17 protein-coding genes and 3 pseudogenes are annotated in these 21,148 nt (G+C 69.1%); 8 read left to right on the top strand and 12 right to left on the bottom strand.

Features of this window, described 5'->3' with window-relative positions; all coding sequences use genetic code 11:
* Window positions 1-35: 35 nt before the first annotated feature.
* Window positions 36-1,028, bottom strand: a complete 993-nt coding sequence (locus tag ACIRPU_RS10165) for an ABC transporter permease (RefSeq protein ID WP_403864286.1) — start codon at window positions 1,026-1,028, stop codon at window positions 36-38.
* A 271-nt stretch (window positions 1,029-1,299) separates the two neighbouring features.
* On the opposite strand from ACIRPU_RS10165, the gene ACIRPU_RS10160 reads away from it, so the two are divergent.
* Complete coding sequence (locus tag ACIRPU_RS10160) at window positions 1,300-2,292, top strand: acetylxylan esterase (RefSeq protein ID WP_403864283.1); 993 nt, start codon at window positions 1,300-1,302, stop codon at window positions 2,290-2,292.
* Between the two features lie 394 nt (window positions 2,293-2,686).
* Here the strand turns inward: ACIRPU_RS10160 and ACIRPU_RS10155 are convergent, their stop codons facing one another.
* The 4 genes from ACIRPU_RS10155 to acnA all read right to left on the bottom strand — a co-directional run bounded on the left by ACIRPU_RS10155 (window position 2,687) and on the right by acnA (window position 9,600).
* Window positions 2,687-3,751, bottom strand: coding sequence for a lytic polysaccharide monooxygenase (locus ACIRPU_RS10155; RefSeq protein ID WP_403864280.1), 1,065 nt, complete (start codon window positions 3,749-3,751; stop codon window positions 2,687-2,689).
* A gap of 346 nt (window positions 3,752-4,097) precedes the next feature.
* The gene (locus ACIRPU_RS10150) at window positions 4,098-5,612 is read right to left on the bottom strand and encodes an ATP-binding protein (protein WP_403864277.1); all 1,515 of its coding nucleotides are present in this window, start codon (window positions 5,610-5,612) and stop codon (window positions 4,098-4,100) included.
* Window positions 5,613-5,800: 188 nt separating this feature from the next.
* Window positions 5,801-6,526, bottom strand: a complete 726-nt coding sequence (locus ACIRPU_RS10145; protein ID WP_403864274.1) for a response regulator transcription factor — start codon at window positions 6,524-6,526, stop codon at window positions 5,801-5,803.
* 356 nt (window positions 6,527-6,882) lie between these two features.
* Complete coding sequence (acnA, locus tag ACIRPU_RS10140; RefSeq protein ID WP_403864271.1) at window positions 6,883-9,600, bottom strand: aconitate hydratase AcnA; 2,718 nt, start codon at window positions 9,598-9,600, stop codon at window positions 6,883-6,885.
* A gap of 448 nt (window positions 9,601-10,048) precedes the next feature.
* On the opposite strand from acnA, the gene ACIRPU_RS10135 reads away from it, so the two are divergent.
* The 3 genes from ACIRPU_RS10135 to ACIRPU_RS10125 all read left to right on the top strand — a co-directional run bounded on the left by ACIRPU_RS10135 (window position 10,049) and on the right by ACIRPU_RS10125 (window position 12,449).
* Window positions 10,049-10,258, top strand: coding sequence for a VOC family protein (locus tag ACIRPU_RS10135; protein WP_403864268.1), 210 nt, complete (start codon window positions 10,049-10,051; stop codon window positions 10,256-10,258).
* Window positions 10,259-10,654: 396 nt separating this feature from the next.
* Window positions 10,655-10,855, top strand: a complete 201-nt coding sequence (locus ACIRPU_RS10130) for a DUF4236 domain-containing protein (protein ID WP_403864265.1) — start codon at window positions 10,655-10,657, stop codon at window positions 10,853-10,855.
* Between the two features lie 64 nt (window positions 10,856-10,919).
* Window positions 10,920-12,449, top strand: a complete 1,530-nt coding sequence (locus ACIRPU_RS10125; protein WP_403864262.1) for a UDP-N-acetylglucosamine 1-carboxyvinyltransferase — start codon at window positions 10,920-10,922, stop codon at window positions 12,447-12,449.
* A gap of 624 nt (window positions 12,450-13,073) precedes the next feature.
* Here ACIRPU_RS10125 and ACIRPU_RS10120 read toward each other — a convergent pair.
* The 4 genes and pseudogenes from ACIRPU_RS10120 to ACIRPU_RS10105 all read right to left on the bottom strand — a co-directional run bounded on the left by ACIRPU_RS10120 (window position 13,074) and on the right by ACIRPU_RS10105 (window position 15,950).
* Window positions 13,074-14,921 carry a hypothetical protein gene (locus ACIRPU_RS10120; protein ID WP_403864259.1) on the bottom strand — a complete coding sequence of 616 codons (1,848 nt, stop codon included), beginning with the start codon at window positions 14,919-14,921 and terminating at the stop codon, window positions 13,074-13,076.
* Window positions 14,918-15,259 (bottom strand): HAD family hydrolase, encoded by a 342-nt coding sequence (locus ACIRPU_RS10115; protein ID WP_403864256.1) that lies wholly within the window; start codon window positions 15,257-15,259, stop codon window positions 14,918-14,920. Before ACIRPU_RS10115 ends, ACIRPU_RS10120 begins: the two co-directional genes overlap by 4 nt.
* 88 nt (window positions 15,260-15,347) lie before the next feature.
* Window positions 15,348-15,500, bottom strand: a pseudogene (locus ACIRPU_RS10110) (HAD family hydrolase); the annotation flags it as partial.
* A 195-nt stretch (window positions 15,501-15,695) separates the two neighbouring features.
* The gene (locus ACIRPU_RS10105; protein WP_403864253.1) at window positions 15,696-15,950 is read right to left on the bottom strand and encodes a hypothetical protein; all 255 of its coding nucleotides are present in this window, start codon (window positions 15,948-15,950) and stop codon (window positions 15,696-15,698) included.
* A gap of 494 nt (window positions 15,951-16,444) precedes the next feature.
* Between ACIRPU_RS10105 and ACIRPU_RS10100 the strand changes: the two genes are divergently transcribed.
* Complete coding sequence (locus ACIRPU_RS10100; protein WP_403864250.1) at window positions 16,445-16,606, top strand: hypothetical protein; 162 nt, start codon at window positions 16,445-16,447, stop codon at window positions 16,604-16,606.
* Window positions 16,607-17,375: 769 nt separating this feature from the next.
* On the opposite strand, the gene ACIRPU_RS10095 is transcribed toward ACIRPU_RS10100, so the two are convergent.
* Window positions 17,376-17,954 (bottom strand): YceI family protein, encoded by a 579-nt coding sequence (locus ACIRPU_RS10095; RefSeq protein WP_403864247.1) that lies wholly within the window; start codon window positions 17,952-17,954, stop codon window positions 17,376-17,378.
* 101 nt (window positions 17,955-18,055) lie between these two features.
* Between ACIRPU_RS10095 and ACIRPU_RS10090 the strand changes: the two are divergent.
* From ACIRPU_RS10090 to ACIRPU_RS10080, 3 genes and pseudogenes are all read left to right on the top strand, one after another.
* A pseudogene (locus ACIRPU_RS10090) lies at window positions 18,056-18,900 on the top strand (helix-turn-helix transcriptional regulator).
* Between the two features lie 92 nt (window positions 18,901-18,992).
* Window positions 18,993-19,199: a hypothetical protein gene (locus ACIRPU_RS10085; RefSeq protein WP_403864244.1), complete on the top strand. Its 207-nt coding sequence runs from the start codon at window positions 18,993-18,995 to the stop codon at window positions 19,197-19,199.
* 55 nt (window positions 19,200-19,254) lie between these two features.
* Window positions 19,255-19,589 (top strand): annotated as a pseudogene (locus tag ACIRPU_RS10080) (deferrochelatase/peroxidase EfeB); the annotation flags it as partial.
* A 32-nt stretch (window positions 19,590-19,621) separates the two neighbouring features.
* Here the strand turns inward: ACIRPU_RS10080 and ACIRPU_RS10075 are convergent.
* Both ACIRPU_RS10075 and ACIRPU_RS10070 read right to left on the bottom strand, forming a co-directional pair.
* Entirely contained in the window at window positions 19,622-20,677 is a 1,056-nt protein-coding gene (locus tag ACIRPU_RS10075; protein ID WP_403864241.1) for a M56 family metallopeptidase, read from the bottom strand.
* Complete coding sequence (locus ACIRPU_RS10070) at window positions 20,634-21,059, bottom strand: BlaI/MecI/CopY family transcriptional regulator (RefSeq protein WP_403864238.1); 426 nt, start codon at window positions 21,057-21,059, stop codon at window positions 20,634-20,636. The genes ACIRPU_RS10075 and ACIRPU_RS10070 overlap by 44 nt, the downstream gene beginning before the upstream one ends.
* Window positions 21,060-21,148 lie beyond the last annotated feature (89 nt).

Genomic DNA, 21,148 nt, shown 5'->3' with positions numbered 1-21,148 from the left:
GGTGCGCGGACGCGGAGCACGGGACGTCAGGAGGCTCACCACAGGCTCGTCCCCACCGTGCGGCGCGACAGCTGGTTCGCGCCGGTGACCAGCACAAGGCCGGTGATCGCTTCGAACAGCCCGATCGCGGCGGCGTAACTGAAACTGTTGGACTCGACGCCGGCCCGGTAGAGGTAGGTCGAGACCACGTCGGCCGTCGGGTAGGTCAGCGGGTTGTAGAGCAGCAGGACCTTCTCGAAACCGACCGCCATGAACGTGCCGATGTTCAGGATCAGCAACGTGATCATGGTGGGGCGGATGCCGGGCAGGGTGACATGCCAGATCTGCCGCCAGCGGCTCGCACCGTCGATCCGGGCGGCCTCGTAGAGGTCCTCGTCGATCGTGGTGAGCGCGGCGAGGTAGAGAATCGTGCCCCACCCCGCGGTCTGCCAGATCTCGGAGCCGACGTAGATCGTGCGGAACCACCCGGGTTCCTGGATGAACCGGACCGGATCGTGGCCGAACCAGTCCAGCACATGGTTGACCGGGCCGTCCGTGGCCAGCATCTGCATGGTGATGCCCGCGACGATCACGATCGACAGGAAGTGCGGAAGGTACGAAACCGATTGCACGAACCGTTTCAGCGAGCGGCGGCGCACCTCGTTGAGCAGCAGTGCCAGGACGATCGGGATGGGGAAACAGAACAGGAGCGTCAGTCCGCCGAGCCACAAGGTGTTGCGGAAGACCTGCCAGAAAGTGGGGTCGGTCAGGAACATCCGCACATAGCGCAGACCCACCCATTGCTCCCCCAGGATGGATCCGCCCGGTTCGAAACGGCGGAACGCGATGACGTTTCCGATCATCGGCAGATAGCGGAAGACCAGGAAGAACAGCAACGGCAGCACGGCCAGCGAATACAACTGCCAATCGCGGCGCAGCGCTCGCCGCCAGCCGCGGCGCGCGGTGACCGGATGCGCGGGACGGCGCCGGATCTTGGACGGCGGGTCCTGGGTTCCTGGGGGTGGGGCCGATGTGGTGGAGGTGCTCATGCTCGGGCCTCCCGGGGCGTTCTTCGAAACGCTCGACTCGCAGCGCGTGATCTCGAAACTTTCGTGCCCTTACCGGTAACTCTGCGGCAACGTATGGGCTCACGGAAAGCGCTGTCAATGGGTGCTGCACGGCGGACTGGTGGGACGGCTCGTGGTGTTGGATTCCGTCACTCATGGGGTAGAACCGGGAAGTTGAGTGCTAGCGTCCACCGCAAATTTCTGGCCGACCTACGCAACGATCGCTCGCCCCCGACCTCTGCGAGGTGCCTTCGTGCCCGCGTTCGACCTGCCGCTGCCGGAGCTGGAACGACACCGCCCCGAGCTCGACGAGCCCGCTGACTTCGACGCGTTCTGGAGGGACACCCTGCGGGAGGCCGGGCAGCGGGCCCCACTGGTGTCGGTCCACCCCGTCGAAACCGGTCTCTGCCTCACGAACACCTGGGACGTGACATTCCGGGGCTTCGCGGGGGATCCGGTGCGCGCCTGGTTCAGCCTGCCGGCAGGCGCTCGGGAACCGCTTCCGGTGGTGGTCGAATACGTCGGCTACGGACGTGGCCGCGGTCTCCCCCACGAGCGTTTGACCTGGGTGAACGCCGGTTACGCCCACCTGCTGATGGACAACCGCGGCCAAGGCGACCAGTACGGAAACGGAGGCGCCACCCCCGACCCGCACGCCACCGCGCCCGGCGGTCCCGGTCCGGCCGTGCGCGGCCTTCTCTCCCCGCATGACCACCACTACCGCCGTCTGATCACGGACGCGGTGCGAGCGGTGACGGCGGCTCGGGCGCTACCCGGTGTCGACTCCACCCGTACGGTCGCCGCCGGCAACAGTCAGGGCGGCGGGCTCGCCCTCGCTGTCGCGGGTCTGGTCCCCGACCTGGCCGCCGTCCTGGTCACAGCCCCACTCCTGTGCGGGATCCGGCGCGCCCTGGCCCTGACCGACACGGGTCCGTACGGCGAGATCGCCACCTACCTCTCCGTCCACCGCGGCGCCGAAGAAGCCGCGTACCGCACGCTCTCCTACTTGGAAGGCGTCTTCTTCGCCCGCCGCGCCCAAGCCCCCGCGCACTTCGGCACAGGCCTGCGCGACACGGTCTGTCCGCCGAGCGGGGCGTACGCCGCGTTCAACCGGTACGGGGAGCTGAGCGGCGGCGCCGCTCCTCGGAGGGAGATGCACGCGTACCCGTTCAACGGGCACGAGGGCGGCGAGGGAGAGCAGGTGGCACGCCAACTGCGTTGGCTCTCAGCGACGTTGACCGGCTGACAGCCACATCGCGCCATCACCCGCTCGAGGCCGCCGGCGCTGTACGTCACGGGGGAAGCCGGGCCCTGCTGCGGAGCGGGGCTCCACGCGTCAGGCCGCGGCGATCAGGCATCCCCGTGAGAACGTGCGCAGGCAGTTGAGCGCAGGCACTTGGGCGCCGACAGGCGCTTCCCGGCCAACTACGGTCAACTCGGTTGGCTCCTACACGCGTTGACCCGGTAGGGTCATCGATACAACGTCGAGACAACGTTGTCGAACCGCGTTCCCCGTCCGTGGCACCGTCCGGGCGGGGACACCCCGGACCGCCCCGCTCCCCCCTTGGGGCAGGCCCGGCTCGCGGGCCCGGTGGGCGTGTGGCTCCCCGCCCACCGGGCCCGCCCTGAGCTGCTCTTGCTCAACCGACCCTGCATGGAAGGCTCGTGGCACTGTCGCCGCCCGAACCGGATACGACATATCCGAACGTCGTACTCTGGCCCGGACTCAACGAGCCGTTCCAGTCGGCGTTGTGGACCATCACCGCCTGCCCGTTGTACGTCGCGTTGCCGCTCCACAGACTGGCCACCGACTGGCCGCCGGGCAGCGTCCAGTCGACCATCCAGCCGAGCATCGGAACATCGCCGGAGTTGGTGACGGTCACCTCGGACTGGTAGCCGCCGGTCCAGCTGTTGGTGGTCCGCCGAGTGGCGGTGCAGGCACCGGGAACGGGCTCGGTCGGGTTGCCCGGTTCGTGGATGCCGGTTACCTCGCCGTTTCCGCCGTCGAAGACGACATCGGAACAGGAGTAGAAGGTCTCGGCACTGTCAGAGCGCTGCCAGACCATGTAGATGATGTGCCGGCCGGACTTGTTCGCCGGGAGTTGGCCGGTCCAGGAGTAGTTGGCCTCGACCGTGCCCGGACTGCCGTTGAGCGGCGGGTGGTCGACGGAGAGGAAGGGCTGGCTCTCCATCGCGTCCCAGGTGAGGGTCTGGGTGGGGTCGAAACCGTCCTTGGTGACGTAGACGTAGAACCAACCGGGGTGCGCCGCCCAGGCGTTGTAGGAGAAGTCGACGTTCGCGCCCGAGGTGAGGTGGGTGAGCGGCCAGTCGCTGCGGGCCGCGTTGAAACCGGTGAAGTTGGCGTTACCGCCGCTGCACAGCTGACCGTCCGGCACGAAGCCGCGGGTGCGGCCGGCCCCGTCGGAGCGCAGCACCGAGAACCAGTTGTAGAACGGCGTGGTACCGCTTACCTGCTGCGCGTTCTTACAGGCGGGGTTGACCGGCTTGATCTCACCCGTGTCGGTCAACCCGTCCTGCCAGCACAGAAACGTGCGGCTGCCGGGTTTCATGGGGGTGCCGTGAGCCTCGGCCCTGCCGCCGGTCGTGACGATCAGGCCCAGAGCGGGGACGGTGGCCAGCAGAGCGAGGACGACGAGGAGAAGGGCCCGGGTGCGTAACCTCGACCTCGGGTCTGACGTGATCATGACAGATTGCATGGCAAATGAGTCCGCCTTCCGTGTACGGACCGTGCGTGCATGGGGTGCACTGCGGATGCGGGTGTGGGGGCGTGAGGTGGGAGCCTCCCGGACCCGAGCCCGACAGGTTCCGGTCCGCCGGACACGAGCGGATATGGGAGCGCTCCCACCTCACCTGTGGCGGAAGGTAGCGCCGTACGGACCATTTGTAAACGGGCCGCGTACGACGCTCCTGCGAAACGTCGGCCGTCAGTGGCGGTGCGACGAGGTCGGAAGATGCCGGCGCAGGAACTCCTTTCGACCGGGCTCTGGATGGCGGGGTTCACCGGCTCGGGCGCCTCGGGGGCGTCTCAGCTCATCGCACCGACACCCGCGGACTCCAGGTCAGGGTGTCCGCGCCGGTGTCGCCCGCGAGCGGCAGCTCCACCGTGAACTCCGTGCGGCCCGGTTCGCTGTGCACGTCGATGTGACCGCCGTGGGCCGCCGTGATCGCCGCGACGATGGCGAGGCCGAGGCCGGCGCCGCTGCCTGCGGTGGCGCGGGCCCGGGAGGCGTCGGCGCGGGTGAAGCGTTCGAAGACCCTCGGGAGGAGGTCGGGCGGGATGCCGGGGCCGTCGTCCCGGACGCGCACCGCGCACATCCCCCGCCCTGCCTCCACCACCGCCACGACACTCGTGCCGACGGGTGTGTGCACACGCGCGTTGGCCAACAGGTTGGCGACCACCTGATGAAGGCGTGCCTCGTCGCCGTGGACCAGGGGCGCCTCGTCGAGACACAGCTCCAGTTGCCAGTCGTGACCGCCGCCCGCGGCCCGGGCGTCCCACACCGCCTCGGCGACGAGCGCCGCCAGGTCCACCTCGGCGGATTGCAGCGGTCTGCCCTCGTCCAGTCGGGCGAGCAGCAGCAGGTCCTCCACCAGGCCCGTCATCCGCGCCGACTCGGCCGTCACCCGGCGCCAGGCCAGTCCCGGTTCGATGCGGTCCGTTCCCCGGTTCATCAGCTCCGCGTATCCGGCGATGGAGGCGAGAGGGGTGCGCAGTTCATGGCTGGCGTCGGCCAGGAAGCGGCGCATGCGTTCCTCGCTGCGGCGCATGCGCTCCTCGCCGCGCTGGCGTTCGGCGAGCGAGGACTCCACGTGGTCGATCATGCGGTTCAGGGCGGCGCCTACCTGACCGGCTTCGCTGCCGGGATCGGTGTCTCGTTCGGGAACTCTGGTGAGACCGGTTACCTCGCCACGGCAGAGCGGGGCGTGCGAGACCTCGACGGCGGTGGCGGCGACCCTGCCGAGGGGGCGCAGCTGGCGTCGGATGACCACCGCGCAGACACAGCCGGCCACGGTGAGGCCCGCCGCGGCCACGACCGCCTCTACGACCACCAGGCCGCTGATCATGTCCTGGACGTCGTCCATCGGGAGTCCCGTGAGAACGCGTACGCCGTTGTTGTCGAGTGCGGTGAAGCGGTACGTGCCCAGGCCGGGGACCGTCCTGGTGTGCAGGCCGCCGTCGGTCCCGATGCCGTTCAGGGCCGCGATCTGGGTTTCCGTCAGGTTCCGCGGCGGTGCGTCCTGGCCCACCGTCGCCGCCGCGAGGACGGCGCCGTCGGTGTCCAGGCGGGCGGCGAGCATCCCGGCCGGCTGGCCGCTCTCGTTGAGAAAAGTGAGGTCCTGCGTCAGCTGCGGGTGGAGCGATGCGCCGCCCAGGCTGCGTTCCGCGGCGTTGGTGACACGGTCGTCCAGGTTGCCCAGTAGGTAGGCACGCTGGGCGAAAACGGTTGTGAGAGCCATCACGGCACACACGGCGACGAGAACGACGCTGATGAAGATCAGGAGACGGGTGCGCAGGGAGCCGCCCCGCGAAGAGGCGTCCCGCATACGGAAACCGCATCGCCGGACACCTCTCGGAGGAACCTCCGCCGCACGGCCATCCCTCGGACCGGCGTCTTTCAGACAGGCATCCATGGGTCGGGCATCCTTCGGGCGGGAGTCCCTTGGACCGGCGCCTCTCGGACCGGCATCTCCAGGACCGGCGGCCTTCGGGTGGACGCCACTCGGATGCATGCTCATCTTCCGTCCTCCACCGGCCTGATGGCGTACCCCAGCCCGCGCACGGTGTGGATCATGGGTGAGCGGCCGCGGTCGAGCTTTCGGCGCAGGCTGGAGATGTACACCTCGACGAGGTTGCCGCCGCCGTCGAAGGAGCTGGTCCAGACGTGGTCGAGGATCTGCGTCTTGCTCAGCACCTGCCGCGGGTGCTCCATGAGCAGGCTGAGGAGTTCGAACTCTTTGGCGGTCAGGGCGATCCGCGAACCGTCACGGAGCACTTCACGGCTCTCGCCCGTCAGCACCAGGTCGCCGAGGACGCGTACGGAGTCGTCGGTGCGGGTCCGTTGGGCACCGGACCGGCGCAGCAGTCCGCGCAGTCGCAGCACGACCTCCTCCAGGGAGAACGGTTTCGTGACGTAGTCGTCGGCCCCGTTCTCCAACCCGTCGATGCGGAACTCCAGGGCGTCGCGGGCGGTGAGCATGAGGACGGGCAGCTCGGGGTTCTCGTAGCGCAGACGGCGCAGCACCTGGATGCCGTCGAGGTCGGGCAGCATGCCGTCGAGGACGACGGCGTGCGGGGCGCAGCCGCGCGCGATCCTGAGCGCGCTGTGTCCGTCGGCGGCGGGGTATGGGCGCCAGCCCGCCTCGGTGACGGCCACGGAGAGAACTTCGGTGAGCGCGGGCTCGTCGTCGACGATCAGAACGCGGACCCGTTCGCTTCGGGTACCGGAGATGCCAGCCATGTCCTGATCCTGTCCCGGTTGGCTGAGGGAACCCTGTGTTCCGACTGAGCCGAAGCCGTGCGAACCGGGATTCTTCCCACCTGCGCGGATCTGTGGGCTTCCCGCGGTAGGCCTCCCCAGGGCCCGGGGAGATCCACCGACTGTCTGCCAACTGCCCTGCCCCAAGGGGGCATTGACACTCGTCGGTCACGGGAGATCGGCGTCCGGGCGGCACGTCGGAGGGCCGCACCCCCGCTGACGGGGATGCGGCCCTCCACTACCGTGCCGTACTGCTTGCCCTACCGCTTACGGATCCGCTGCTCGATCTTTTACGGAACCGCTTACCCGATCGGTTGCGGAAGCGTTTACCCGATCGCTTACTTGCGGATCAGGCTGCGCAGCACGTACTGCATGATGCCGCCGTTGCGGTAGTAGTCGGCCTCACCGGGGGTGTCGATGCGGACGACCGCGTCGAACTCGACGCCCGTGTCGGTGGTGACCTTGACCGTGCGCGGGGTGGTGCCGTTGTTGAGCTCCTCGACGCCGGTGAAGGAGAAGGTCTCCTCGCCGGTCAGGCCGAGGGACTCGGCGGTGGCGCCCTCCGGGAACTGGAGCGGGAGCACGCCCATGCCGATGAGGTTCGAGCGGTGGATGCGCTCGTACGACTCGGCGATGACGGCCTTGACGCCGAGGAGCGCGGTGCCCTTGGCTGCCCAGTCGCGCGACGAGCCGGAGCCGTACTCCTTGCCGGCCAGGATGGCCAGCGGGGTGCCCTGCTCGATGTAGTTGCGGGAAGCGTCGTAGATGAACGACACCGGACCGCCGTCCTGCGTGAAGTCGCGGGTGTAACCGCCTTCCGTCCCCGGCGCGATCTGGTTGCGCAGGCGGATGTTGGCGAACGTACCGCGGATCATGACCTCGTGGTTGCCTCGGCGGGAGCCGTAGGAGTTGAAGTCACGACGCTCGACACCGTGCTCGGTGAGGTACTTGCCGGCCGGGGTGTCGGCCTTGATGGCACCGGCCGGGGAGATGTGGTCGGTGGTGACCGAGTCGCCCAGCTTGGCCAGGACGCGCGCGCCGACGATGTCGGAGACCGGGGTGGTCTCCATCGTCATGCCCTCGAAGTAGGGGGGCTTGCGGACGTAGGTCGACTCGGCGTCCCACTCGAAGGTGTTGCCGGTCGGGATCGGCAGCGCCTGCCACTGGGCGTCGCCCGCGAAGACGTCCTGGTAGGACTTGTTGAACATGTCCTCGCCGATGGAGTTCGCCACGACGTCGTTGACCTCGGCCTCGGAGGGCCAGATGTCGGCCAGGAAGACCGGCTTGCCCTCCTGGTCCGTGCCGAGGGCGTCGCGCGTGATGTCCACCTTCATGGAGCCCGCGAGGGCGTAGGCGACGACCAGCGGCGGGGAGGCCAGGTAGTTCATCTTGACGTCGGGGTTGATCCGGCCTTCGAAGTTCCGGTTGCCGGAGAGGACCGAGGTGACCGCGAGGTCGTGGTCGTTGACGGCCTTGGAGACCTCCTCCGGCAGCGGGCCGGAGTTGCCGATGCAGGTGGTGCAGCCGTAGCCGACGAGGTTGAAGCCGACCTTGTCGAGGTACGGGGTGAGGCCCGCCTTGTCGAAGTAGTCGGTGACGACCTTCGAACCCGGGGCGAGCGTGGTCTTGACCCACGGCTTGCGGGTCAGGCCCTTCTCCACGGCCTTCTTCGCGACGAGCGCGGCGGCGACCATGACGTACGGGTTGGAGGTGTTGGTGCAGGAGGTGATGGCGGCGACCGTCACCGCACCGTGGTCGAGCTGGTACGTCGAGCCGTCGGGGGCGGTCACGGTGACCGGGTTGGACGGGGTGCCGTTCGGGGCGACGGCCGGGGCGTCGGAGGCCGGGAAGGACTCCTGGCCGGCCTCGTCCACGGAGTCGACGTAGTTGCGCACGTCCGTCTTGAACTGCTCGGCGGCGTTCGCGAGGACGATGCGGTCCTGCGGGCGCTTCGGGCCGGCGATGGACGGGACGACGGTGGAGAGGTCCAGCTCGAGCTTCTCGGAGAAGTCCGGCTCGGCCTGCGGGTCCAGCCAGAGGCCCTGCTCCTTGGCGTACGCCTCGACGAGGGCGACCTGCTGCTCGGAGCGGCCGGTGAGCTTGAGGTACTTCAGCGTCTCGTCGTCGATCGGGAAGATCGCGGCGGTGGAGCCGAACTCCGGCGACATGTTGCCGATGGTGGCGCGGTTCGCGAGGGAGGTGGCGGCGACGCCCTCACCGTAGAACTCGACGAACTTGCCGACGACGCCGTGCTTGCGGAGCATCTCGGTGATGGTCAGCACAAGGTCGGTGGCGGTGGTGCCGGGGGTGAGCTCGCCGGTGAGCTTGAAGCCCACGACGCGCGGGATCAGCATCGAAACCGGTTGTCCGAGCATCGCGGCCTCGGCCTCGATGCCGCCGACGCCCCAGCCGAGGACGCCGAGGCCGTTGACCATGGTGGTGTGCGAGTCGGTGCCGACCAGGGTGTCGGGGTAGGCCTGGCCGTTGCGGACCATGACCGTGCGAGCGAGGTGCTCGATGTTCACCTGGTGGACGATGCCGGTACCCGGCGGGACGACCTTGAACTCGTCGAACGCGGTCTGGCCCCAGCGCAGGAACTGGTAGCGCTCCTTGTTGCGGCCGTACTCCAGCTCGACGTTCTGGGCGAAGGCGTCGTTGGTGCCGAACTTGTCGGCGATGACGGAGTGGTCGATGACCAGCTCGGCCGGGGCCAGCGGGTTGATCTTCGCCGCGTCGCCGCCGAGCTCCTTGACGGCCTCACGCATGGTGGCGAGGTCGACGACACAGGGCACGCCGGTGAAGTCCTGCATGATCACGCGAGCCGGCGTGAACTGGATCTCCTGCGCCGGCTGGGCCTGGGAATCCCAGTTGCCGAGCGCACGGATGTGGTCGGCGGTGATGTTCGCGCCGTCCTCGGTACGGAGCAGGTTCTCCAGCAGCACCTTCAGGCTGTACGGAAGGCGAGCCGAGCCTTCCACCTGGTCCAGCCGGAAGATCTCGTACGACTCGTCGCCCACCTGCAGCGTGCTGCGGGCGTCGAAGCTGTTCGCCGACACGACAGTCTCCTTCATTGATGTGCGCTTACCACCGCATCCTGCCGCCACGCAGACTTGGCCGATCCGCTGAGGTCAGGCTAAGTTAGGTAACCCTTACCGGGTTGGCGGCTGCGGGACGCCTGGGCAGATATCTCGATGTCGAGATAACTCTAGTACATGGGGGCTGAATGGTCATGCCCGGGCTCGCTCGTCCATTGACATTCAGGTCGGTCGCCGTGTCATCGAACCCAGTCGAAGATCTTCTTGACCTTGGGGTGCCAGGATGCCGGGGACACGACCGCCAGCCCGCCGAGGACCGGAGCCAGCCATGATCAGCGGTGCGCATGTCATCCTCTACAGCCAGGACGCCGAGGCGGACCGCGCCTTCATCTGAGACGTCCTCGACCTTCCCGACGTCGACGCGGGCGGCGGCTGGCTCATCTTCAAGCTGCCCCCGGCCGAAGTCGCCGTGCACCCGACCGACGGCCCGCCCCAGCACGAGTTCTACCTGATGTGCGACGACCTCGATTCCCAGCTCGGCGAGTTCCGTGCCAAGGGTGTTGAGATCACCCGCCCGGTCAGCGAAGAACGCTGGGGCAAACTGACTGCGATCCGGCTTCCCAGCGGCGCCGAACTTCCGCTGTACGAACCGCTGCACCCCCTCGCCCACAGCCTGTGACCCACAGCGCTCGACTCGGCCGGTCGCACGACGCTCAGATACCGCGCCGACGAACCGAGCCGGGAGGGCGAGGTCATCGACACCTCACGCCTTCCATCGGCGGGCAGGGCAGGGCAGCGTCGGCCACGGCATCCTCACCCGCCTTCCGGCCGACCAAGCGGCCGAGTTCCGCAGGAGCCGAGGTCGGGGTCGGAGCCGGAGCCGAGGTCGGGGCCGCGATCAGGACGAGGGGCGGCGGCCTCACCGCTCCGCACCCGACGGTCACGGTGACGGCGGTGCGGGACGTCGACGCCTGAACGAGCCTCGAAGAGAGGGGCATTGACAACACGCCGGTCATGGGTTCGCCGAGTCGGGGTAGACGTGTGCGGACGGACGCCACGCGACGAAGGAGGCTCGATGCCCCTCACTTTCCGCAAGAGTTTCCGCATCCTTCCCGGGGTGCGGCTGAACATCAATCGGCATTCCTGGTCCATCACGACCGGCGGCGGCAAGCACGGACCCCGTCACACGCACAGCAGTACCGGACGTCGTACGACATCGGTTGATTTGCCCGGACCTTTCGGGTGGCGCCGTACCCGTAAGGACGGGCACCATTGACGGGACGTCACCCGAACGGACCCCCTAAGAGGTGCCATCTCATATCTGAGATAACCTCAACCCCATGGCAGACGACTACCTCGTACGCATCGGCAAGCTCATCCGTGACGCCCGGCAGCACCGGGGCTGGACACAGGCGCAGCTGGCCGAGGCGCTCGCAACCAGCCAGAGTGCCGTCAACCGCATCGAGCGAGGCAACCAAAACATCAGCCTTGAGATGATCGCTCGAATCGGTGAAGCCCTGGACAGCGAAATCGTCTCTCTGGGCTATGCGGGACCGATGCACCTGCGAGTCGTGGGCGGCCGTCGGTTGTCCGGCGCGATCGACGTGAAAACCAGCAAGAACGCTTGCGTGGCCTTGCTCTGCGCCTCGCTGCTCAACCAGGGGCGCACGGTGCTGCGTCGGGTCGCCCGGATCGAGGAGGTCTACCGCCTCCTCGAGGTCCTGAACTCCATCGGCGTACGGACCCGTTGGATCAACGACGGTGTCGACCTGGAGATCGTGCCGCCGGCCGAGCTGAACATGGCGGCGATCGACGCCGAGGCCGCCGTACGCACCCGTTCCATCATCATGTTCCTCGGTCCGCTGCTGCACCGGATGAACCACTTCAAGCTGCCGTACGCAGGTGGCTGCGACCTCGGTACGCGGACCATCGAGCCGCACATGATCGCGCTGCGCCGGTTCGGGCTGGAGGTCGCGGCGACGGAAGGGCAGTACCACGCCGTCGTCGACCGCGCCATCCGCCCGGACCGGCCGATCGTGCTGACCGAGCGCGGGGACACGGTTACCGAAAACGCTCTCCTGGCGGCGGCCCGGTACGACGGTGCAACCGTTATCCGCAACGCCTCTTCCAACTACATGGTCCAGGATCTGTGCTTCTTCCTGGAGGCGCTGGGCGTGCGGGTCGAGGGCATCGGCAGCACCACGCTCACCGTGCACGGCGTGCCGAACATCAACGTCGACGTCGACTACTCGCCCTCCGAGGACCCGGTCGAGGCGATGAGCCTGCTGGCCGCCGCCGTCGTCACCGAGTCGGAGCTGACGGTGCGCCGGGTACCCATCGAGTTCCTGGAGATCGAGCTGGCGGTCCTGGAGGAGATGGGGCTCGACCACGACCGTACGCCGGAGTACCCGGCCGACAACGGCCGCACTCGTCTGATCGACCTCACGGTCCGGCCCTCCAAGCTGGAGGCGCCGATCGACAAGATCCACCCGATGCCGTTCCCCGGGCTGAACATCGACAACGTCCCCTTCTTCGCGGCCATCGCGGCCGTCGCGCAGGGCAAGACCCTCATCCACGACTGGGTCTACGACAACCGTGCGATCTATCTGACGGACCTGAACCGGCTCGGCGGACGGCTCCAACTCCTCGACCCGCACCGGGTGTTGGTCGAGGGTCCGACGCGCTGGCGGGCCGCCGAGATGATGTGCCCGCCGGCCCTGCGGCCCGCGGTGGTCGTCCTGCTGGCGATGATGGCGGCGGAGGGCACGTCGGTGCTGCGCAACGTGTACGTCATCAACCGCGGTTACGAGGACCTGGCCGAACGGCTGAACTCCGTCGGGGCGCAGATCGAGATCTTCCGGGACATCTGACCGGCGGGGCGTTGTGCCCCTTGGGGGCACGGGGCACGACACCCCTAAATGCCTGACGACCTGCGGTTATACCCTTTCTCGACCTTCCATTGATCACCGCCACTTTTCATCACCTTGCGCACGCGTGTGCAAGATGATCTTGAATGGGTAACGATGCGTCAGGCATGCTTGATTGCCCGTCATCCTTTACGGAGAGTGCTCACCAGAGGGGCCTCGCCATGCCCGCAACGACGCCGCCACTGACGTCCCTTAAAATTCGGAGTTCAGCCCTCGCCGCGCACGCGCATCACACGGCTACGGCCAGTTCCGGCCCGGACCTCCACACGTACTGGCACTCCTTCGGTCATCCGGCTGCCCCCACGTCCGGGGCGGTGGTTTGCCGACCGAGGCGCTCGCCGCATGCGCAGCAGCCCTGTTCAGTAGCGCGTCAGGTGAGCAGTGAGATGTGTGTTGTTGTCGTCGAACCCGACCAACAAGATGGTCAGGATGGAGACGAGGACCCGGTGGCGGCACGGAGATCGGCGGGACGGGCTTCGGCATGCCGAACCTTCACCCAGCCACCTCGGACCCCGGGCTGATATGCCCCGGCCCCCGGCTCGCCAATGCTGTCGGCCGTGAGGGATGTCATCGGACGGATGCTCCTTCGTCCTGGGGCGACGCAGCGGCGCCCGGGTGGTGGTGGGTGGAGTCGTCGGCCCTCGGGCCGGAGGGGGCGCGGTCGGTGATGAGCCGGGCGATCCGAGCGGCGCTGTCGCCGCGCCACCGGCAGACCTCGTCGAGAGCCGCCCGCGGGATCGGCGCCGGGCCCCCGCGCACGCCGGAGAGCGCTTCGGCGACGTCACCGCTTGCCTCGCACCGGGTCGCCAGTCCGTGACCGGTCAGGCCCAGGGTGCGTTCGCCCGGCGGGCCGATTTCGAGGACCGGGATGCCGGGCAGCGCGGCTTCGATCCCGCACGTCGAGTACGCGCTCGCTATGGCGTCAGCGCCGGCGAGGCAGCCTCGTGCTCCGACCCGGGGATCGGCCACCGCGACCGGCGTCCCGCCGTCCCGCTTCACCAGAGCGGTGAAGGCGTCGGCTCCCTGTGCCGGGTGTGGAGCGATGACGAGCCCCCAGTCGCCGTCCGCCTCGGCGAGCCCGTCCAGGAGGACGTCCGCGCGGGACTTGAGGTGATCGGGGTTGAAGGGCTGGCAGGCCCACACCGCGATCCGGGCGGGCGCGCGCCATCCACCCGGAGCCAACATCTTCTCCAGGTACCGCCGCTGTGCCTGGCGGCCAAGGCCGGCGAGGATGTCGAAGCGTGGCTGCCCGAGGACGTGCACCTCGGCCTCGGGGTGGCGTGCCCACCTCTGGCCCAGAGCGAGGTCCCGCTCGCCCATGACGACAATGTCGCGGCTGTGCAGGGCCGGCCAGACGACCGATTCCGCCGTCCACGCCCCGTGCTGGACGTGCACCGAGTTCGCCCCGTGCCGCTCGGCGACGTGCGCGGCCAGCACGCCCAGGGGGCTGGTGTCGTTGCTCAGCAAGACGGTGTGCGGCCGGGTGGTCGACAGCATGTCGTCGAGCCAGCTCTCCGCCCGCACCACCGTCCGCCACGACGGCTGGGTGCAGCCCCCGCTGGTCTCCAAGAGCACGGACAAGAGCCTTATGAGCCGGGCAAGTTGAACACCGTGGCCTCCCACCTGGACGACGTGCTCGTCGTCGGGACGGTGGAGGCCCTCGGCGGTGCCGGAGAGGGTGAAGAGGTCGCTCGGAGCCGAGCGCAGCTCGATACCCGTGACCGATCCCGCGCTGCACCGCTCGGCGGCATCAGTGGCGAGATCGAGCAGGAGACTCCTCTGCCCGCCGCGCGCCAGTTCGGCGAGAACCGGGGTCAGCGTGGCCGCGTGGCGGGAGGTCCATGACAGCGCCAGAACGTCCTGCCGTCCGAGATCCGAGGGGAGCGGACTCGGCTCCGTGTTCGCCGTACTCGTCCGGGCGCGGTCGCGGAGCTGGGCGGAGCGGGTCGGGTTGTGCGGTGCCGCAGCACCGAGCACGTACGCGACGCCGGACCACGTCACGGTGTAGGCCAGGTACTCACGCGAGCTGCTCGAACGCAGTCCCACGAGTCCTTCGTACGGGGCCAGGGTCAGGGGCCCTGGGGTCGAGGCGAACGGTGCCCAGGCGTTCAGGGCCAGGAGCTTGCGCACGATATCGGCGACGAAGCGTCGCACGGGGACGTGCTGGACGTGGAGCCAGCCGGCTCCGCCCGGGGTGGAGGCCAGTGTGGCGCTGTAGTGGTCGAGGGCGGCCATGACGTCTTCGACGCCGGAGCGCAGTACCTGCTTGTCGACGGTCGTCGCTTCCAGGTCCGTGGTGTGGACGTGGTCGGTTCGCGCGTGCGCCAGGGCACCGGTTCCGACGAGAGCCCACGTCGGCTTCCCGGCGTCGGAGGAGCGGACCAGGCCGAGGCCGCCAGTCGTGCGGGGACTCACACCGTGCTCCCCTCGACGAGCTGCTTGGCAGGGAGGAGGAAGCTCAGCAGTTCCTTGGGCGAAGCGGCAGTCTCGGGGGCGGGATCCGTCGGCTGCCCGTAGCCCCATCCAGCGTGTACATAGGGGACGCCGGCGCGTGCGGCGGACTCCTGGTCGACCGCCATGTCACCCACGTAGACGGCGGCGGCGGGGTCGACTCCCAGGTCGACCAGCGCCAGGAGTAGGGGATCCGGGGCCGGCTTCGTCCGGCCCGCTCCCGCGGGCGTGCGAACGGTCGCGAAGGGGCACCCAAGGCGCGCAAGGAGCGGGGCCGCCCGGTCGACGTGCTTGGACGTCACGACGCCCAGCCGCCACGGCGGCCACGAAGGCGTGGAGCGTCTCGACGATGCCGGCGAACTCCTCCGCTAGGTGCGCGGTGGCCACGGACTCCGCCTCGTACGTCTGGCGGACCGCTTCGATGTCGGTCAGGCCCAATCGCTGCATGATGTCCCCGAACTCGCGGCCCAGGTGGCGCTCGTAGTCACGGAAGGGGAACGCGACGCCATGGATCTCCTGGACCCTCTGCCACGCCTTCCGCATCACCGGACGCGTGTCGAGCAGGACGCCGTCGAGGTCGAGGAGAAGAGCGCGCGACCTGTGGTCGTTCGGCGCGGCCGGAGCCGGTGGCGATTCGTGAGTGGGAGCGGTCATGATCATCCTCTCGTCAGGGTGTCGTCGCGCCTCAGAGGGCCGAGGCCGGTTCGAGTTGCAACTCGGGGTACGTGGCCGGGCCACTCAGGCCGCGTCCGGCGGGCCGTCAGTCGAAGGCGAGACCGATCCATTCGGCGCGGCCGGCAGGCGCGAGAGCCGGTGAAAGCGCGAGATGTCGAAGCCGCGCCCCTGAACCTCACCGGCGGGCACGGCGAAGAGATCGATGCCCTCTTCGCTGGGCGCCGTCGGGACGGCTTCCCGGATGGCGAGGAGCGCTTCGCCCTGCTCGCGGTGCGGCAGGAGGCGCGGCGCACGATCGGTGTGTCCCTCGAAAGTCATGGTCAGCCCTCGGTCAGGTGTTTAAGCAGGTCTGGAACACGGATGACCACCGTTGTGACCGGCTGTATCCGAGGTGGGGCCGGGACTACTGGTCGTGACACCGCAGATCCGTATCAGGGTCGCGTCCCGCGTCGTGGTGTAGGGGATCAAGCGTTGGGCGTTCCGGTACGAGACTCCAGGTGATCTTCGCCGAGCCAGCGATCCACGAGGCGCGATGCTGGGGCGAGTTGAGCGACCGGTCGTGCGGAGCCACCGCCGCCGATATGCGGATTCCGGCGACTTGATCGGCTGCACCACCCGGCGGGACACCATCCGTATCAGGGCCGCCTGGGCCGAAGCCCGGTGTCACCGCGTGACATCGGATGCTGGAACAGGACTGACCATTCGGCAGACATTTCGGGCGATCGGGGGGCGGTACGGCTTCGCCGCATGGCATGCTCTGACACACCGGTCCCGCGAACAGGCAGCGCAAACTGCCTGCGGAATTCGGCCCTTTGCGACCCATCCATCCCGGCGGCCTGCTCCCGATATGCGGGGCCCGCCCCTCGCCGCAGGAGTGCAACCTCCTCACCGAGGAGGCGCCCGGGATCCGGCTGTGCTTCAACACGTCGCCGGAGAACACGGTCGAGGCGCTGAGGCGGTGGATCCAGGCGTAGGCGACCCTTCGTCTGCACCGGGCCACGACACTGCGTCAGCCAACATGTCCTGGCCATCACGGAGGGACAACGCGTACGGCGCTCCTTCCCCCATGGCCTCCGCCTCCTGGGTGTCATGGGCGCCGCGGTGGACGACGACGTTGCCCAGATCATGGGACAGCTGTGTGGCGAGGGCGGCGCCCGCGTCCTGCCAGTCAGCCGGAGTGGTTGTCGGCGCAACGAAGATCAGCTCTTGTACGTCCACGGGATGTGATGCCGTTCCTTCGAGGACGGTGCCATTCAGCGCGAGGTAAGCCGGTGCCGGGTGGAGGTGGGCTTGCGTCTACTCGCGGACCGTGTCGATGACGCGTCTCCGCAGGTCGGTCAGCTGATGCAGAGCGGCCCAGGCAATGCGGCCCGCGACGAGACGTACGGCTTCTCCTTTGCCTCTGGGGGGCGATGAGGCCGAGCAAGTCGAGGCGGAAGAGCGCAGATTCCAGCTGGGGGGGTGTCACTGCGGCGCCCTGGGACAGCTCGTCGAACGTCAGCGGCCCGGCGGTTCTGGAGACCCGCCTCACCGACCAGGTCGCGCCGTCCTGGCCGGCGTCGACGCGGGCGCCGACGCCGACCGCCCAGTTCACCGGCGAGGAGAGTGCGGCGCCGGTCGGGCCGCTGGGCCCCTGCATGGACGTACTGGAGCAGGAACGGAACGTGCCAGGCCATGACGATGTCGGCCGCGTGCCGGGCGGCGCCCCACGGAGACTCCCGGCGAGGCGCTGCCCGTCCTCGGTCAGCCGTCTTGGCCCTGCGGTCCGACGAACTGCATGTCCAGGTGAAGCTTGACGACATCGCCGAGTAGCCCGGTGCCGAAGTCCAGCCCGAAGTCGCTGCGCCGGATCTCACCCGTCGCCTCGAACCCGGCGTGCTTCCTCTGGTCCACAGGGTGGTCCACCACCCCGCCGAACTCGACGGCGAGCGTGACCGGGCGGGTCACGTCCCCGATGGTCAGGTCCCCCGCCATCGTCCAGTCCTCGCCCTCTCCGGACACCCGTGTCGAGCGGAACGCCATCGTCGGCCGCTTCTCCACATCGAGCAGCTCGGCGGAGCGGGTGTGCGCGTCGCGGTCGGAGTTGCCGGTGTCGATGGAGGCGAGAGCGATCTCGGCGCTCACCCGCACGGCGTCGAGGGTCTCACCGACGTACAGCGCGGTCTTGAACTCGGTGAACCGGCCGCGGACCTTGGCGATCCCGAGGTGGCGGATGGTGAAGTTGACCGCCGAGTGAAGGGGGTCGAGTTCCCAGTCGCCCGGGGAGAGGGGCAGCGCGGCGACGGAAGCGGCGGTGATGTTCGCGGAGTTGTCATTGCTCATGGCTTCATCGTGCGAGCCCCGAGGCGGGCGAGGGAGGCGGGGCGAATGGTAGTAGTGGCAGGGCCATCCTCCGCGACGGCACGCGCTGTACGGTTCGACAGGTGAACGACAACGAGTTGGGCACCTTCCTGCGCACCCGCCGTGAAGCCGTCACCCCCGCCGAGGTGGGTCTGCCCACGGGTCTGCGCCGGGGCTGCGCCGGGCCGAGCTCGCCACGCTCGCCGGCATCAGCGTCGAGTACCTCACCCGGCTCGAACAGGGCCGCGACCGCAACCCCTCGCCCCCGGTGCTCGGCGCCATCGGCGACGCCCTGCGCCTGTCGCACGCGGATCGTCTCCTGATGCACCGGCTGGCCAAGGACCACGGCGATGCCAAGGCGGTGTGTCAGTCGGTCACCGTACCGCCGGTACGTACAGTGCGTGCCACCTTCCAGGCGCTTCTCGACCATCTGGAGCCCGCACCGGCCGTCCTGCTCAACTGGATCGGTGACATCGTGGCCTGCACACAGGGCTACGAGCGGTACGCCCGCCCGCTCGGCCTGCTCGACGGCGATCCGCCCAACATGATGCGGTATCTGTTCACCGATGCCCGGGCACGCGCGGTGTACCCGGGATGGGGCAAGCTGGCCGACGAACAGGTCGCCCATCTGCGCGACGAAGCCTCGCCGCACGACCCGTATGTGGCCGCCCTGGCCAAGGAGTTGACCGCGACGGTGGGGGCGCCGTTCAGCGACCGGCTCGCCGTTCCGGCCCTGCCCACCCGGTTCGGGACCGAGCTCGTCGACCACCCTGAGGCGGGCCGCCTCCGCCTGTCGTACGAGACGCTCACGCTCTCGGACGAGGGCCAGCGCCTGGTGGTGCACTTCCCGGCCGACGAGGCCACGGCCACCGCGCTCGACCGTCTCAACGGCCGTAGGCCCGGAGCGCTGCGGGCGGTGAGCGGCTGACGTCACCGGGGTCGCCCCGGTCGGCCCGACTCCGTCGCCGTCTGTCACGCCGCTCCGTCGTTTGCGATGCCTTCTCCCCCCACCCCGACACGATGCAGGTCATTGGCAACCGCCACACCAAACGGGGACAGTTCAACTACGCCGTTCCCGACGCGCTCCAGCTCCAGCGACGCGTCCGCCGCTACAACGCCGACCACGACCTACCGCACGGCGACATCGTCGCACTGGCTCTCGACAGCTGGCTGCGCGCCAAGGGCTACCCGCCAGATCTCGAACGCCCTGACGTGGAAGCGCCATGACCTGGTGGATGCACCGTCAGCTGCCCCTCAACGGCGTCACAGCGCAGCTTCGTTGCCGAATTACGCCAAGGACCCGCTTGGCAGCGCAATCCCGCTGGACACCCACATCCGCCGGCCGACCCGCGCACCGCGAAGACCGACAACTCCCGCATCGTGCACCGTGGTTACAACTACGACCGCGGGACGACCACGTCGGAAACCTCGACATGGGCCTGGGTGAGCTGTTGCTCTCAGCAGGACGTGCCGCGACCGTGCGAGGCCACCCAGACCCGCCTGACCGACAGACCCCTCGTCGATTACGTCTCCCCCACCGGCGGCGGCTACTTCTTCGCCCTGCCCGGCGTCCGCCACAGCGGGGACTGGTTCGGCCGCGGACTGCTCGCGACCTGAAGACGCGTAGCCGACAGGTCCCGGCCGCCTCGTTACGGGCGGTGCTCCTGAAGTTCCCGGCGATCGTGTTCCCCGAAGCAGAAGTCGGGCCCGTGCCGGTGGTCTCCGGCCGACGGTGCGCTCGCCGTGGCGGCGTACGCCGCGCACTGCGCACTGTCCACCAGCTGATCGCTGTCGGATGCGGCGTTGGCGAGGCTCGCGCAGCACACGGCAAGCAGGAGGCCACCCGCGACCAGGGGCAGGCTCCGGCGCGGGGGCGGCGGGGCCAGCAGGGCCCGCACCCGCTGCGGCACCGCCCCGCCGGTCGCGGCCAGTGCGGCCGGGAATGAGGCACCGGCGGATGCCAGCGCGGCGCGCCCGACGGCGTGCGCGACGATCTTACGGTCGCCGACGCGCTGCGCGGCCTCCTCGTCGGCCCAGCGTTCCAGGACGAAGCCGCCCGCGACGGCCAGCGGCCGCAGCAGCGGGTTCAAGGCGGCCGTGAGCCGCCACAGGATCTGGAAGAGGTGATGACGGCAGCGTAGGTGAGCCCGCTCGTGTGCGAGGAGGGCCTCGCGCTCGCGGTCCGTGAGACAGCGCAGCATCCCACGGGAGACCACGATCCGGCCCGGCGGCCCGGGCAACACGAAGGCCACCGGGCCGTCGTCGTCGACCACGACCAGCTCCGTCTCCTCCGGCAGCCGGGCGTGCTCCCGGCGCGCCCGGACGAAGAGGCGGACCTGTCCCACGGCGGCCACGCCCAGCGAGACGACGCCCGCGGCCAGCATCAGGGCACTGCCTCCCGCGACGACGAGGTAGACCGGGTCCTCGGCTTGCAGGGCGGCCACCGACCAGCGGCCCTCCTCCGCAACTTCCGGGATCTGTGCCACGCCGGTGAAGGCGAGCAAGGCGAGTGCCCCCGCCCAGCCGATCGCAGTCACGAGCGCGGCGCAGGCCAGGGCCCAGGCAGCGCGGCGCGGGGGCAGCATGTGCGCCAGTCGGGGCGCGAGCACGGCGAGCACAGCCGTGACTGCGAAGGGGACGTAGACGCTGAACAGCACGGGCTTACGCCCTCCCTCCTGAGCGATCTTCTCCGGTGCGAGCATCATGCCCGGACAGGAGCTGGTGCAACACGTGCTCATCCTGCTCGGACAGTTCCGAGACGAAGCGGGCCAGGACCGCCTCGCGGTCGGAACCACCCTCGAGTAGCGACCGCATTCGCTGGGCGGTGTGCGACGCCTCGTCCCGCACCGGCTCATACGCGTAGCCACGGCCCTCGCGGTGCCGGACGAGCATCTCCTTGTCGTAGAGCCGGGACAGGATGGTCAGCACGGTCGTGTAGGCCAGGTCACCCGGCAACGCTTCTCGGACCTGGCGGGCCGTCAGGGGTCCGTCGGCGGCCCAGAGCGCGGCAAGGACATCGCTCTCCAGTTCACCGCGGGCCCGCCGGCCCGACACCCCGGACACACCCTCGCCCCCTCGCTCCTCCACCGGAATCCTCTCTTCGCCAGTCGCCCGCACAGACTACCCCCGCAACCTCCTACTAGTCGTAGGAGGTATGCTCCGGGCTCGACCCGCGA

It is taken from the genome of Streptomyces sp. NPDC102259 (assembly GCF_044766465.1).
Lineage (GTDB): Bacteria > Actinomycetota > Actinomycetes > Streptomycetales > Streptomycetaceae > Streptomyces.
Note: the sequence above shows the minus strand (reverse complement) of the source record. Positions and strands in the feature narration are given on the sequence as shown.